This window comes from Mongoliitalea daihaiensis (assembly GCF_021596945.1).
Taxonomy (GTDB): Bacteria; Bacteroidota; Bacteroidia; order Cytophagales; family Cyclobacteriaceae; genus Mongoliitalea; species Mongoliitalea daihaiensis.
Window position 1 is genome coordinate 2,913,012 of record NZ_CP063779.1, and the last position, 14,919, is coordinate 2,927,930.

Genomic DNA, 14,919 nt, shown 5'->3' on the forward strand with positions numbered 1-14,919 from the left:
CTGAGTGCTGTCCATCATGTTACTAGTCCAAAGTTTGGGGACTTCATGATGGATGTTGCTTATGTTTTTGAGGTAGGGGGATTTAGCAAAACCACTGATCAAATCCAAGGTATTCCTAATGCTTAACTTGCCCTAGATATCGAAAGTGAGAATGGCAAAAGAATTCCTTTGTGGCTATTTGGCATGTTATACTGATTGTATGTCATCTGCATACATCCAATATATGACTTATTGATTCAATATTTTGAATGAAATATCATTCATAAATACATAAAAATCGTATTAATGAATGAAAAAACATTCAAAATGTATTTTTTGTTTAAATAAGAATTTATATTTTTGTATGAAAAATAAGTCGTAGTAGCTTAATTCGTACTATAATGAGTGATTTTTCATACATATCATACTTAAGTGATGGAGCGCTTCTCAAAAAAATAGGTGGCTTTATCAAATCCCGCAGGATTGAGCAGAACCTCACCCAAGACGAGGTGGCTGAGCGGGCTGCTATCAGTCGGTCCACACTTAGTTTATTGGAAAGGGGAGAGAATATTGCCCTGACCAATCTATTGAAGGTGCTTCGGGTGTTGGATGCACTGTATGTATTGGAGCATTTTCAAGAGGTTAAGCCTATTAGTCCTATGCAGCTGGCCAAAGAAGATGAGGTAAAGTGGAAAAGGGCTTCCAAAAGCAAGAAATCTTCCCCTAAAGATGATCTGGGATGGTAAGGACGGCATTTGTCAAGCTCTGGGGACAACGGATTGGTGCGGTGGTATGGGATGAGAGTCAGGAATTGGCTTTTTTCGAATATGACCGAAGATTTGCCTCTGGTAAACTGGATATCTCGCCTGTTCGAATGCCACTTAGTAATCGTATCTATGGTTTTCCTGAATTGAGAGGCAATGCAACATTCAAAGGACTTCCGGGTTTGTTGGCGGATTCCTTACCCGATCGCTATGGAAATGAATTGATCAATGGCTGGCTTTCCCGCTATGGTAGACCGGAAAACTCCCTGAATCCCGTGGAACTGCTTTGCTTCATAGGAAATAGGGGGATGGGTGCCTTGGAGTTTGAGCCTTCTACGCTGCCAGTCCAAGAGCAAGGGCAGTTACTGGAACTCTCGAGTCTGATCGAAACAACCAAAAAGTTGTTGGAGAGCAGGGAGCAATTTGAAACGCATACGGACCAAGCCATGCGCGATGTCATGTTGAATGTATTGAAGATGGGGACTTCTGCGGGAGGAGCTAGACCCAAAGCCATCATTGCATACAATGAAGCCACCGGAATGATCCGTTCGGGGCAGACCTTGCAGGAGGTTGGATTTGAACATTGGTTGATCAAGTTTGACGGGGTCAATGACACACAATTTGGAGAGACCTTTGGTTACGGACGGGTGGAGATGGCTTATTATGCCATGGCGATAGATGCAGGTATCGAAATGGCTGAAAGCAGGTTGATTGAAGAAGAGGGTAGGGCGCATTTTATGACCAAGCGTTTTGATAGGGTGAATGGAACCGACAAGCTTCACATGCAGACTTTTTGTGCTTTGCAGCATTTTGATTTCAACAATGTTACTAGTTATAGCTATGAGCAACTGTTTCAGACCATGCGCCAACTTCGGCTTACCTATGCTGAGGCAGAGCAACTGTTCCGCAGGATGGTATTCAATGTTTTGGCTCGCAACTGTGATGATCATACCAAAAACTTTGCTTTCCTGATGGATCGGGAGGGGAAATGGAGTCTTTCTCCGGCCTATGATATTTGCCATGCTTACAGGCCTGACAGTGTCTGGGTCAGTCAGCATTGCCTGAGCATCAATGGCAAAAGGAAAGATTTTGTGCTAGATGATTTTTCGGCCATTGCCAAGCAAAACTCTATCCGAAACCCTCAAGGAATTATCCAAGAAGTGCAAGTGGTCGTTTCCAATTGGAAGGACTATGCTGGAAAGTATAAAGTAAACTCAAAGCTTGTGCAAGCGATTGCTGCTACTTTGGTAAAGTTGGTGTAGGGGCGAATTTTTATTCATTGATTCTATTTCCTAAAAGATATTTCCATAATTTCTATGCTAGGGAATTGAGGTTCCTTAAGTAAATCCGTTTTTAATAATTTAAGAGTTCCTGATCATTTTTCTTGAAACTAAAAAAAAGTTTTTATTTGGAAAACATTAAATTAACCTATAAAATAAGTTTATAATTATTAGAACCTGCGAAGTATTTAGAATGTTCTTCGGTTTTTAGGTATTTTTTGGTCTCAAACTACTGTATTACAGGGTGTTACTAGGAGCTATATTTTTGGAATTCCAAAAAATAAATCTTAAGTTTTATAACTTTTGGTAGTAAATTCAAAAACCACTATTCGATAAAATCAATTAAAAAATAAAACCTGAGAATTATATGTACAGAAAACTAATTGTTTTGATTATAGCTTCTTTTTTTAGCAGTTATTTGAATGCACAGGAAAACAGCCTGTACTATTATGGGTATAAAACTAAATATGTCTTGACTACTGATTCATCACACTCTGTTTTGATTCCCAAAGATGAAAGACTTATAAAAGATATATCTGATTTACCAGAAAGCGTTAGGAACCTGAAAAATTTAACATCAATCGTGAATAGAAAAGAATTCCTAGTTGAAATTTCTGATAAATCCATAATCAAAAATCAGGACATAAAAGATTTTAATGTGATTCCAATTATGTTTCATAAAGAAAACTTAATGATTCCTACGGGATTAATCAATTTGCTTCCAAAAGAAGGATCAAAAATTGATGATATCTCGGCTGTAACGGATTATAAATTTACAATTGTAAAGAAAAATGATTATGGAAGTTTAATGATAAAACCTGATAATGTCAGTGACTTATTCCTTTTATCAAATCAAATCTACGAAAGTGATTTAGTAGAATGGTGTGAACCTGATTTCCTTGTAAGCATTGTCAAGCACCAATCCGTTACGCCTACGGATCCGTTGTTTCCGCAACAATATTATCTCAACCAGCCAAACAATATTGATATAAATGCTCCGCAAGCTTGGGCAATAAGCAGGGGAGTGCAACCCGTCAGGGTAGCAGTGATTGATGATGGTGTTGAGGCACATGAAGACCTTGCTGGCAGGGTTGTCCCTGGATTTACTTCTCCAAATAATAATGGGGGTGGAGCTCCTGTAAATAATCCCCCTCCAGGAGTAGTTCTTGGACATGGCCAAGCATGTGCTGGGATCTTAGGAGCTACGCATGACAATGTTGGCATTTCAGGGGTTTTTCCTGGCAGTATTATAGTTCCAATTAATATTTTTACAAATTGGATATTTAATCCTTTTACAGGACTTTTTCAATCAGTAATAACATTTGAAAATGCCGCTGCTGCCATAAATTGGGCATTTAATCCTAATGAGGGTAATGCTGATGTAATCAGTAATTCTTGGGGCTTTGCTGGTACAGATTTTCCTAATTCAGGACCGGTTATCAATGCTATTATCAATGCCCAAAACAATGGAAGGGTACGGAATGGAGTGGCCCTGGGAGTCCCTGTGATATTTTCATCAGGGAATTTCCATCCAACTCAGGGATGTGGTTTTCCGGATTGCTTTAATGGAGTGGCTTTTCCTGCAAATGTAAACGGGGTAATAACTGTGGGGGCTATTGACCGCAATGGAGCTATTTGGAACTACAGCAGCAGAGGTCCTCAGATGGACTTGGTGGCACCAACGGGAAATGTTAATAATCTGGGTGATCTGGTTACAACTGATAGAATGGGTAATCTTGGTTACAACAATGGTAATTATACCTTTACATTCGGAGGTACATCAGGTGCTGCACCCCAGGTTGCAGGAGCTGACGCACTGATGATTTCAGTTAATCCGAATCTTACATTGACCCAAATAAGAAATATTTTAAGAAACACAGCCACCGATATGGGGCCTTCCGGGTTTGACAATACTTTTGGGTATGGAAGGTTAAATTTAGAAGCCGCACTGAAGGCATCTTTACCTACCATCATAGGAAATAGTCTTCTTTGCACTTCCAATAATAATTACACTCCCAGTTTTGCTATTCCAAATACTACAGCTTCATGGCAGGTTACCCCGCCTGGTTTTTTTGCTACCGGTGGCGGTGCTGCAACCAGTGGGAACGGAACAACAGCCACCCTAAGAGCGGCTTCAAATTTTGGAGGTCAGGCAACCATTGAATTCACATTTACAGGGCCATTAGGTCAGGCCAATGTCAGAAGAAATATCTGGGTAGGTACACCACATATTACAAATATGCGGGTCAACAACCAGCCAGTATTTCCAAGCCAATCTGTATCTTTGTGCCCCGGCAACCATTGGCTTAATGTGACCCCTGTTGGTGGAAATGCAGGAGCCGCTACTTGGACTGTACCACAGGGTGTCCCCCATTGGATTGGGAACAATACCATGGATTTTACTTTCCCATCAAATATGTCTTCAATTACAATTTCCGCAAGATCTTCGAATTCCTGCGGTCAGGGTGTAAACTATAACTTTTTCCTGTTGAGACAAAACTGGAATTGCCCCAGTTCATTTGCAGTGGTCGCCTACCCCAATCCTACCAGTGATGTTTTGAATATTGAAATGATTCCTCTTTCCCATGATGTATCCAAAGATGATGCTCCAATTATTGATTCCGCAATTTTGCTGAATTCAGATGGCAGGGAAGTTTCAAAGGGATTTAGGGATGGATCGAAAATTGTATTTGATGTCAGCCACCTGAAAAGGGGAGTTTATTTCATCCATGTTATAGTGGACGGGGAAATGATAAGAGAGCAAATCGTAATTGAATAAAGAAAAAAACACATCTTTTTAGGAAATTATTTATAGTTTCCTTTTTGACGAAACACATTTAGATCCAAAGTAAGGCTTAAAGTGGAGTTAACTTTCAATTAAATATAAAGTAAAAAAACCAATAAGAATAGTTGAATCTATGAATGATGTATTATTATAATACTACTTTGGATAAATAAACCATAAAAATAATTAAACAATCTTGTCGCATGTTTATCAAGAATTACGTCTAAGAATTAATGAAAACCATTAAACTGCCCCTATGAAAAAATTTCTGAAAGGTTTTTGTCAGGTATTATTGATACTTTTGACTTTTGGCTGCCTTAATCCTGAAGACGATAATTCAGGACAATGCGTTGAAGGGACCATTCCATTTGTTTATTATAGATTAATTTTTCCTGACTGTTATCGAAAAACCTTTTGGATTGAGGTTTTCGGTGCAGAAAAAATTGGGAAAAGTGTAACCATACCGAAAATTCAAAGAGGTGAGCATCCAGAACCTGCTGTAAAATATTTTAACGTGATTGAAGCAATAATTCCAGATTATAATTTTAATGAAACTTTATTGGAAAGCCTGCAAGGTTCTTCTATTTATTTTGAATACAGATATGCGTCGAAAGAAGAAATATCGGATGTAAGAAATGATAGCCCATGTAAGGAAATCTATGATTATTTTGAATTACCGGTGATAGTAATTACCCGATTTTCTTTTGAATCCTGTCCCAAACATTCGGAAAATCAATAAAAAACTGACGTACATTTGGAATTTAACCCAGATTGCAGCTTTAGGGTTTAAAAAAGAAAGTTTCGGGAAATTTTCTTTTTTTAGCTCCGATTACCTGTACCCCCGTACGTGATTTTTTTTTCTACAGGCAGTTTAAGGCCATTTTTCAGTTTTTAGTACACAAAGGGTATTGCATCTTGGGGTTCAATACCATTACTTTACACCATGTATTTCAAGTTCTCTTTACGTAAACATCCCGACACGGGAAGACTGAGCGGGTATTACCGGCTGGTGGGAAGTTACCGTAATGCGGACAACAGGGTATGTCATCGCACTATCCTGAATATAGGTTTCATTGAAGATGCCGCACCCGAGCAGCTCAACAAAATACAGAAGCACCTTACCGAGAAGTATTAGCACAAGGCTTCTCTTTTTGACCTGGAGGAAGATCCAATCGTTAGACGCTATGTTGAAGACTTCTGGAATCGGATCGTATCTTCCAAGAAGCTGGATATCAAGTCGGAACAGCAACTGTCACGGATGGTGGATATGGATACCATCCAGCATAGTAATGCCAGAGAAATAGGAGCAGAGAATATTGCTTTCCAGACATGGGAGAAGCTACAGCTTACACCCTTATTACTTTCGGCAGGATTCAGCGCCGAAGATGTAAGTCTTGCAGCCACACAGGTTGTATCCCGTGCGGTATACCCCGCTTCCGAACTCAATACTGTCCGTTGGATAAAGGAAAACTCGGCAGTCTGTGAGCTTACGGGCTATGATATGGATAAAATAACCAAGGACAAGCTGTACAAAAGTGCGCTTGAGCTATACAAGGTCAAAGATTCACTCGAAAAGCACCTTTCCAAACGTACCAATGAACTCTTTGATCTACAGGATAAGATCATCCTTTATGACCTGACCAACACCTACTTTGAGGGAGAAAAACCGAACAGTAAGCTGGCACAATACGGAAGGAGCAAGGAAAAAAGAAAAGACGCAAAACTTGTTGTGCTGGCATTGGTAGTGAATGTGGAAGGGTTTATCAAGTACTCCTCTATCCTGGAAGGAAACATAGCAGACTGCAACACACTTGCCGCAATGATTGAAAAGCTTTCCGTCCACACCTGTACAGGACCTTCGGTAGTGGTACTCGATGCAGGCATAACCACCGAAGAAAACCTGCATCTTATCTAGAGCAAAGGATACAGCTACCTCTGCGTAAGCAGGACAAAACTCAAGGATTATAGCTATGTGCCCGACAGACTTACAACTCTGCTGGAAACAAAATCAAAGCAGAACATCAGACTCAGAGCCGTGTCCACAGGAAAAAACACAGATTATTTTTTAGAAGTCAAAAGCCCTTCCAAAGAGAAGAAAGAGAAAGGCCTGAAGCTACAGTTCGAAGAAAGGTTTGAACAGGAGCTGCAAAAAATACACCATGCTCTCAACAGCAAGGGAGGGGTCAAAAAAACCGATAAAGTCCACCAGCGCATCGGGAGGGCCAAAGAAAAGTATCCATCAGTCCAGTGTTATTATGAGATCACTGTTGAAAGTGACCCTAAAACAGAACAGGCGACAGTAATGTCATGGAAGAAAAACCTGGAACGGGAGCAGGCAAAAGCCGATAACCCGGGCATCTATTTTTTACGGACAAACCTGAATGTGCAGGAGGAGTACATCATCTGGAATATCTATAACACTATCAGGGAAATAGAGGATGCCTTCCGCACCCTCAAACCGACTTGGACCTTAGACCGATTTACCATAAAAATGATGATGCCACCATGGCACATCTACATCTGGGAATCCTTGCATATTGGATAGTCAATACAGTGAGGTACCAGATCAAACAGAATGGCATAAAAAGCTGCTGGGGTGAAATAGTAAGAATAGGCAACACACAAAAGGTCATCACTACTTCAGGGAAAAACACCTATGATAAAATCATTACCACACGCAAGTGTACAGTTCCAAACAAAAACCTGAAAGAAATCTAAGACATCCTTCAGACCAAATACCAACCGTTTACAAAAAGAAAATCCGTAGTACACAAACTTGAACTCAAAAAAAAAGAAACACCCAAATTACAGACACTTACAGGCGGATAGCTGCAATCTGGGTTAATCAAGCTGTAAACAGGTTATACCTAAAGTTTTTTGTCAAAAATATGGGAAGTTTTGGTTAGGATATCAGATTTAAACTATTTAAGTCCAAATCTTGTAAAAAGAAAGGAGCCGACGAATTTTTCCTAAATTCCGCCGACTAAACCCAAGTTGATATTAAAGGATTTTTATTTTTCCACAGGAATGATCCGATCGGGGCAGACCTTGCAGGAGGCTGGATTTGAGCATTGGTTGATCAAGTTTGATGGGGTCAATGATACGCAGTTTGGAGAGACCTTTGGTTATGGACGGGTGGAGATGGCTTATTATGCCATGGCGATAGACGCTGGAATTGAAATGGCTGAAAGCAGGCTGATTGAAGAAGAGGGTAGGGCTCATTTTATGACTAAGCGTTTTGATAGAGTAAACGGAACCGAAAAGCTACACATGCAGACTTTTTGTGCTTTGCAGCATTTTGATTTTAATAATGTCAGTAGCTACAGTTACGAACAGCTGTTTCAGACCATGCGCCAACTTCGGCTTACCTATGCAGAAGCAGAGCAGTTGTTCCGCAGGATGGTGTTCAATGTGCTGGCCCGAAATTGTGACGATCATACCAAAAACTTTGCTTTCCTAATGAATCAGAAGGGAAAATGGAGTCTTTCTCCAGCCTATGATATTTGCCATGCTTACAGGCCGGATAGTGTTTGGGTCAGTCAGCATTGTCTGAGCATCAATGGCAAAAGGAAAGATTTTGTGCTAGAGGATTTTTTGGCGATAGCCAAGCAAAATTCTATCCGTAACCCACAAGGCATTATCCAGGAAGTACAGGAAGTCGTTTCCAATTGGACGAGCTATGCAGGAAAATATAAAGTGAACTCAAAGCTTACAGAAGCGATTGCCGCCACTTTGGTAAAGTTGATGTAGGGGCTGCTTTTCGATTAATTTTTCTATTTCTCAAAACTTCACACATCACATCATTGGGGTATTGTGGGCAACTTGATTTTTAGTGAAATTTAGGGGTATAAGTTCACGCCACGAGCGCAACGGATTTAGCGCAACGTTCGCTATGGAATTATTTTAAAAGTCGCAGCGCTCGTGGCGCTTTACTTTGCGATCGTCGCGAGAATCAAAAAAAATTCCACCATGAAAAATCTAATTTTCTTTGTCTTTTTGATCGTGATTATTTTCTCTTGCAGGCAAGAGCGAAGAGATCCTGCTATTTTTTATTATCCTGCTGAATGGGAACCACAGGAAGCTATATTATTGGGCTGGGCTGAAAGGGAACCTGAGTTTTTCCCCTTGGCAGCAGATGTGGCACGAGCGCTTGAATGTTCCACTTCTGTCATATTTGTATCAGATACCAGCGAAAATCCTCAAGTATTTAAGGAATATCTAGTAGAAAATGGCCTAGATACGGCTTCATTTACTTTTTTGACCATCCCTATTCGGCAGGCTTTAGCCTTAAGAGATATTGGGCCTGTGTATCTGATCAATGGGTTGGGAGAGAAAAAGGCAGTAGATTTCAGGTGGTCATATCAGGACTTCTTTGAGCGCTTTTTAATTGAGAAAGGAGAAGAACCTGACTCAGCAAAGGTATATGCCTCGTTCTTTGACCGAAATCAAAAAACAGATAGCCTGATAGCAGCAAGGAATGGTATCGAAGTCATTACTTCTTCATTGAACCTAGATGGGGGAGCAATTGAAGTCAATGGTAAAGGTACCATATTGCTGAATGAAGAGTGGATGTTTATGGTCAATCCGACTTCAACCAAGGAAAGCATGGAGCAGGAGTTGCAGCGCACATTGGGTGTTCATCATTTTATTTGGGTAGGGAAAGGCCTAGTAGAAGATGGTGATGTGTCGAAAATCATCATTCCTGGATATGTTACTATGGGCACCGCTGGTCATACGGATGAATACATTCGATTCGCCAATGCCAATACGATTCTTCTAGCCTGGGTGGATGAAAAAGAAAAAGATTTGCACCCTGTTCATACTGAAAACTATCTGAGAATGAAGGAAACGTATGATATTTTGATCAAGGCAAAAGATCAAGATGGCAGGCCTTTTAAGATCATTAAGGTTCCCATGCCAGACCTTCGGCATAGGCCTAACATGGTTATAGAAGGATGGGCAATGAGTGATTCTACGATTGGCAAAGAGTATTTTGCTTCTGACCAGGGTGTTCAAGTCGGAGATACACTTCAATATTTGTCGTCGTCTTCTTATTTGAATTTTTTGATTTCAAATGACAAGGTTTTATTGCCCACCTATTTGCATGTAGGCAGTTCGCCTGAAAAAGAAGAACGCGTAAAAGAAATCTTTTCAACTCTATACCCTGATAAAACTTTGGTTTGGATTGATGCTACAACCTATAATTGGGATGGTGGAGGTCTTCATTGTTACACCAAGCAAGTGCCTAAGGTAAATTGAGAATTAGGGATTTTTTATCAAACCATCACATCATTAGGGTATTGTGGGCAACTAGAAATTGAAAGAAATTTAGGGGAATAGTTTCACGCAACGAGCGCAGCGGAAAAAACGCAACGAGCGCCACGTGAGGGTTTTAAATTCGCTGTGTTCGCTTCGATTTCCTTAGCGTTCTCTGCGTGATACAAAAGATCTTGTTAATATGAAGTCTTTATTTATACCCCTGTTTATTTTCTTGTTTATCAGCGATGATTTCGCACAATCTGATAGGCTTCAGGCATATAATCCATTAGGAATGACCCATTGGGAGCCATTTATCGGGCAATGGAAAGGAATCGGCTGGAGGTTGACAGAGGATGGTCAACAAACAGAATGGCATCATGCCTATACCATTCAATTCAAACTGGATGGGAGGCTCCTAATGCTGGAAAATACCACCACAGTGAAAGATGAGGTACACCACAAAAGTCTGATCCTAGGGACTTATGATGAAAAAGCCGAAAATTTTCCCCTTCGTGTGTACTCTACGCTAACCCCAGAAGGGGATTATTCAGGAGTTTTTGAACACGGGGCATTCATCTATTTCATGAACAAGAACTTACGTTTTTCCATGCAGGTAAATGAAAAAGGACAGATCTATGAAATCGGGGAAATGAAAATGGGCGATCAGTGGGTGCAGGTTTTTGAAATGTTATCCTCCAAAGTGGATTAATTGAAAGTACTATGAATTTTTAATGAAATGTAAATATGGATATACAGTCGAATCATTCATCAACCTGGTCACTTTCAAAAAAGCTGTCCCTCCGCTTCGCCTTTATTTTTACCGTCCTCTTCATTTTCCTGTTGGATTGGTATAGCAATGCATTTTCGTTGGGGCTATTCTATTTAGGAGAGTTAAATAAGGTTTTGGATCCGGTCATTTTTTGGATAGGAGACAAGCTGTTTGGTATCGATTACCCGATTTTAACCCCTACACCGGGGAATCACAGCGACAGCACCTACATATACATACTCTATTTTACCATGATAGCTCTCTCTGTCATTGGAGCCATAGTTTGGAGTTTGATTGATCGTGCACGTAAGAACCTAGATGTTCAATACTACTGGCTCACTGTTATTATTCGGTATTTCTTAGCACTTAATTTATTGGCTTTTGCACTGGAGAAGTTTTTCAAAGTGCAGTTCCCCGATTTAGGTTTTTATCAATTGTCAGAGCCTTTAGGTGATATGTCTCCAATGAGCCTGGCATGGGCTTTTTTTGGATACTCTTATGGCTACAACCTTTTTATGGGCTTGGCAGAAAGTGCTGCATTGCTGCTACTTTTCCGTAGAACAGCAAATTTTGGTGCCCTTCTTACTGTGGCTGCAATGGCCAATGTGGCAGCGATTAATATCAACTATGACATCCATGCGAAGGTTTACGCATCAATGATGTTGTTGATGGCCCTGTTCCTTCTACTCCCAAGTATTAAATCTTTATACAGATTCTTTTTTTTCGAGGAGGCAGTATCACTTAAAATTCAGAAAGCACCGATATTCAAAAAACGATGGATGCGAGTCTCAGCCTTGGTTTTCAAATGGATTGTAATTGTGGTACATGTGGGTTATTTACTAAATCTATATTGGGGAATCTATACTAGAAGCCTAAACCGAACCCCCGCAGAGTTATATGGTATTTATGATATTGAATCCTTTGTACTAAACAATGACACGCTTTCATCAGGTAATTCATCACGCTGGAATCAGTTTGTTTTTGAAAGAGGCAGGAACGCGGTTCGTATGAGTCGTGACAGCATTGCATTTATGTACACAGATTTTGATGAAAAACGGATTTTTGTATTCGATGATGAGGTTCGTTTGATGTTGCAGATACAGGAAATATACAGAGAGCAGGGAAGTTTTGATAAAATGGATTCTTTGCTCATTGAAAAACAAGCCGGAATTGTCTTGTATTATGATTTGCTTGACGCCAGCAGGGTTGATTTTAAAGGTATATTTAACAATGACTCTTTATTGATTTCTGCCAAACGAGTTCCCATCGAAATCAAAGACTTTAGATTGATGAAAAGCAAGATTAACAAGGTAACGGAAGTTCCTTACATGTATTGAAGTAAATGACATTTTATGAAACAACACCACTCCCGGTTTTACCTTATCATCACTATCCTGCTTTTGCTCTTTGTTCTGATTGGGTTCTCACGAACTTTTTATTTAAGGCCATTCTTCGAACAGCCTGAACGTTGGCAGCTCGACCAACTTCCAAGTGTCTATGTAATTCACGGCATTGTGTTGACTGCTTGGTTTATGCTGTTGGTGCTGCAGTCGGCACTGATCAATCTTCGAAAGGTATCTATTCATAGGAAGCTTGGATTCGCTATGGCTTTTTTAGCAGTTTTGGTGGTTTTTACCGGTGTTCAGGTAGTGCTTGATTCCACACCAAGGTCTGTACGAATGGGTCTTCTTGATCCGGAAAGTATAAGCGAAATGAGAGGGCAATCTTTTCCCTTATTTCTAGACCTCTTGTCACTTGTGGTTTTTACAGGTGCTATTGCAATAGCCCTTGTATTTAGAAAAAATCCGGTACTTCATAGAACCTCCGTATTGACCGGTTCATTCGCATTTATGGTGGTAGCGCTCGCTCGGGCAACAGCATTTGTGTTTCCAAGTTCCGGGCTAGGTCTGCTGGTGGCCTTATTTTTCTTGCTTCCCATTCTATTGGTGGTGCATGACTGGATTAAATTCAAGCGCTTTCCGAAATATGCTTTCATAGGATTAATGGTCTTGTTGCTTATGGTCGTTTTTGCATTTGCTATTCCGCAAACAGATTGGGGATACCGCTTTTTCATAAACTACTTGAGTGGGCTTATTTGATGAAGTAGAAAATTAATTAGGGTTAGTTAAGGCGAGCATGATTGCTTCTTTATCACATCATTAGGGTATTGTGGGCAATTTGAAATAGAGGGAAATTTAGGGGAATGGTTTCACGCCACGGACGCAGCGATAAAATCGCAGCGAGCGCAACGGTAGGGTTTTAAAATCGTCGCGCTCGCAGCGTATCCCGCTGCGCTCGTTGCGTGAACCCCAAAACCAAAAACACATGAAAAAACTCACACTTTTCACTCTCTTAGGATGGATCTTTTTTGCTTGCTCCAGCCCTTCCCATGATCTCCTGATCACCAATGTCAATGTCATAGATGTAGTTACAGGAGAAGTGCTTCCTAACCGAACAGTCGCCATTGATGGCGATGAAATCACCGCCATTTATAACAAAACCATTAAGCCTAGTAAAGGAACTGAAGTGGTAGATGGAACGGATAAATACCTGATTCCTGGACTTTGGGATATGCATGTTCATAATAACTGGAACTACGAAGATACCAATGACCTGATGCTGGCTAATGGTATTACAGGTGCAAGGGAGATGTGGGGGAATATGGCCATTCTAAGAAAAATGATCGAAGAGAGAGCGGCAGGAAAGCCTATTATTGATATATATTCGGCAGGAGTATTGACGGATGGGGCTCCTAAAATATGGCCTTCTTCTGCGGAAGTGACTGATCCCACAGCTGCGGAAGCATTGGTAAGGTGTCAAGTTCGGGCAGGAGCAGATTTTATCAAGGTTTATTCCAGGTTGGATAGTGCTTGCTTTTTTACTATAGGTAAAACAGCCACAGAATTGGGCGTTCCATTTTCAGGGCATGTTCCTGAGGCAGTACCTATTTTTGACGCCCTTGCGGCAGGAATGCTTACATCTGAACATCTGTATGGGTTGCACCAGTTGGGTATTTCTGAACAAGAAAACAAGCAATTAGATAGTTTATTTGAGGTTGGTAATCAGTTTGAAGCATTCAGGCGGGAGCTGAAATTTTTCAATTCTTCAGTTATGAAAGAAAAGCTTCAAAAATCGGACCTATCAAAACATTGGTTTTCTCCAACCATGGTTACCATGAGGGGGTTTAGGTCTATGCAGGATAGTGTTTTCACATCAGACCCTAGGATTTCGTATTTGCCTAATTATATGACTGAGGACTGGAAACCAAGACGGACCATGGGAAGCCAACGGATGATGCCGAGTTTAGCGTTGATGCAGCAATTGTATCAAAATGATTTTCAGATTTTAACTATCCTGATTGAAAGTAAAGCCCAAATCATAGCAGGTACAGATTATCCCAATCCTTGGGCCTTCCCTGGATTTAGCATGCATGATGAATTGGAAATCTACGTGCAGGCAGGTATGACACCACTACAGGCTATACAAACAGCTACTCTTAATCCGGCTAAAGTCATGAATAATGATCGAATTGGAAGTGTTGAAAAAGGGAGATTGGCAAGTTTGGTACTGCTAAATAGCAATCCTTTAGAGGATATCAATGCAGTCCGGGATATTGAGAGTGTGATTCTCAGAGGCAAGATATTCAATCGAGTCGAATTGGATGATATGCTTGCCAATGCTAAAAGGAAAGCTGCTTTGCCTGACGTGATGACCCTTTTGGGACCTATGGCAGAAGAAGGAAAGTTGGATGAATTATTGGATCTATTGGAAACCAAACTGGATAGCCTCTCAGAACATTATCACTTAGCTTCATTGGAATATGGACTTAACGGTATGGGGTACCAAAGTATGAATGGTGAAAAAGATGCTGAATCAGCACAGGAGATTTTTGCTTTGAATACCCGCTTGTTTCCACATAGTCAAAACGTTTGGGATAGCTATGCAGAATGCTTTTTGATGCAAGGGGACACAACCAATGCAGTCGAATACTACCAAAAAGCATTGGATATCTATCCCTGTAATCAGGTAATTGAGAAGCGATTGCAGGTGTTGAAGCCTTAAGTTTAACCCTAAACCTACACA

The 14,919-nt window shown here is 40.5% G+C and carries 10 protein-coding genes and 1 pseudogene; all 11 read left to right on the plus strand.

Annotated features, from left to right (window positions below):
* Positions 1-380: 380 nt before the first annotated feature.
* The 11 genes and pseudogenes from IPZ59_RS12350 (at position 381) to IPZ59_RS12405 (ending at position 14,898) form a co-directional block, all read left to right on the plus strand.
* On the plus strand, positions 381-725 hold the full coding sequence (locus IPZ59_RS12350) for a helix-turn-helix domain-containing protein (RefSeq protein ID WP_236136354.1): 345 nt from the start codon (positions 381-383) through the stop codon (positions 723-725).
* A complete protein-coding gene (locus IPZ59_RS12355; protein ID WP_236136355.1) occupies positions 719-2,005 on the plus strand; it encodes a type II toxin-antitoxin system HipA family toxin in 1,287 nt (428 codons plus the stop codon). Before IPZ59_RS12350 ends, IPZ59_RS12355 begins: the two co-directional genes overlap by 7 nt.
* 385 nt (positions 2,006-2,390) lie before the next feature.
* Positions 2,391-4,802 carry a S8 family serine peptidase gene (locus IPZ59_RS12360; RefSeq protein WP_236136356.1) on the plus strand — a complete coding sequence of 804 codons (2,412 nt, stop codon included), beginning with the start codon at positions 2,391-2,393 and terminating at the stop codon, positions 4,800-4,802.
* A gap of 262 nt (positions 4,803-5,064) precedes the next feature.
* On the plus strand, positions 5,065-5,547 hold the full coding sequence (locus tag IPZ59_RS12365; RefSeq protein WP_236136357.1) for a hypothetical protein: 483 nt from the start codon (positions 5,065-5,067) through the stop codon (positions 5,545-5,547).
* Between the two features lie 204 nt (positions 5,548-5,751).
* A pseudogene (locus tag IPZ59_RS20385) lies at positions 5,752-7,637 on the plus strand (IS1634 family transposase).
* Positions 7,638-7,802: 165 nt separating this feature from the next.
* Entirely contained in the window at positions 7,803-8,558 is a 756-nt protein-coding gene (locus tag IPZ59_RS12380; RefSeq protein WP_236136360.1) for a type II toxin-antitoxin system HipA family toxin, read from the plus strand.
* Between the two features lie 219 nt (positions 8,559-8,777).
* A complete protein-coding gene (locus tag IPZ59_RS12385; protein ID WP_236136361.1) occupies positions 8,778-10,067 on the plus strand; it encodes an agmatine deiminase family protein in 1,290 nt (429 codons plus the stop codon).
* A gap of 199 nt (positions 10,068-10,266) precedes the next feature.
* Complete coding sequence (locus IPZ59_RS12390; protein ID WP_236136362.1) at positions 10,267-10,776, plus strand: hypothetical protein; 510 nt, start codon at positions 10,267-10,269, stop codon at positions 10,774-10,776.
* A gap of 35 nt (positions 10,777-10,811) precedes the next feature.
* A complete protein-coding gene (locus tag IPZ59_RS12395) occupies positions 10,812-12,173 on the plus strand; it encodes a hypothetical protein (RefSeq protein ID WP_236136363.1) in 1,362 nt (453 codons plus the stop codon).
* A 15-nt stretch (positions 12,174-12,188) separates the two neighbouring features.
* The gene (locus IPZ59_RS12400; RefSeq protein WP_236136364.1) at positions 12,189-12,935 is read left to right on the plus strand and encodes a hypothetical protein; all 747 of its coding nucleotides are present in this window, start codon (positions 12,189-12,191) and stop codon (positions 12,933-12,935) included.
* A gap of 226 nt (positions 12,936-13,161) precedes the next feature.
* Entirely contained in the window at positions 13,162-14,898 is a 1,737-nt protein-coding gene (locus IPZ59_RS12405; RefSeq protein WP_236136365.1) for an amidohydrolase family protein, read from the plus strand.
* Positions 14,899-14,919: the final 21 nt, after the last annotated feature.

What these genes read in the sequence shown, in the direction of transcription:
- IPZ59_RS12360 (WP_236136356.1), top strand. Translation starts at nt 2,391, where the DNA reads ATGTACAGAAAACTAATTGTTTTGATTATAGCTTCTTTTTTTAGCAGT.
- IPZ59_RS12395 (WP_236136363.1), top strand. Translation starts at nt 10,812, where the DNA reads ATGGATATACAGTCGAATCATTCATCAACCTGGTCACTTTCAAAAAAG.
- IPZ59_RS12400 (WP_236136364.1), top strand. Translation starts at nt 12,189, where the DNA reads ATGAAACAACACCACTCCCGGTTTTACCTTATCATCACTATCCTGCTT.
- IPZ59_RS12350 (WP_236136354.1), top strand. Translation starts at nt 381, where the DNA reads ATGAGTGATTTTTCATACATATCATACTTAAGTGATGGAGCGCTTCTC.
- IPZ59_RS12355 (WP_236136355.1), top strand. Translation starts at nt 719, where the DNA reads ATGGTAAGGACGGCATTTGTCAAGCTCTGGGGACAACGGATTGGTGCG.
- IPZ59_RS12385 (WP_236136361.1), top strand. Translation starts at nt 8,778, where the DNA reads ATGAAAAATCTAATTTTCTTTGTCTTTTTGATCGTGATTATTTTCTCT.
- IPZ59_RS12365 (WP_236136357.1), top strand. Translation starts at nt 5,065, where the DNA reads ATGAAAAAATTTCTGAAAGGTTTTTGTCAGGTATTATTGATACTTTTG.
- IPZ59_RS12390 (WP_236136362.1), top strand. Translation starts at nt 10,267, where the DNA reads ATGAAGTCTTTATTTATACCCCTGTTTATTTTCTTGTTTATCAGCGAT.
- IPZ59_RS12405 (WP_236136365.1), top strand. Translation starts at nt 13,162, where the DNA reads ATGAAAAAACTCACACTTTTCACTCTCTTAGGATGGATCTTTTTTGCT.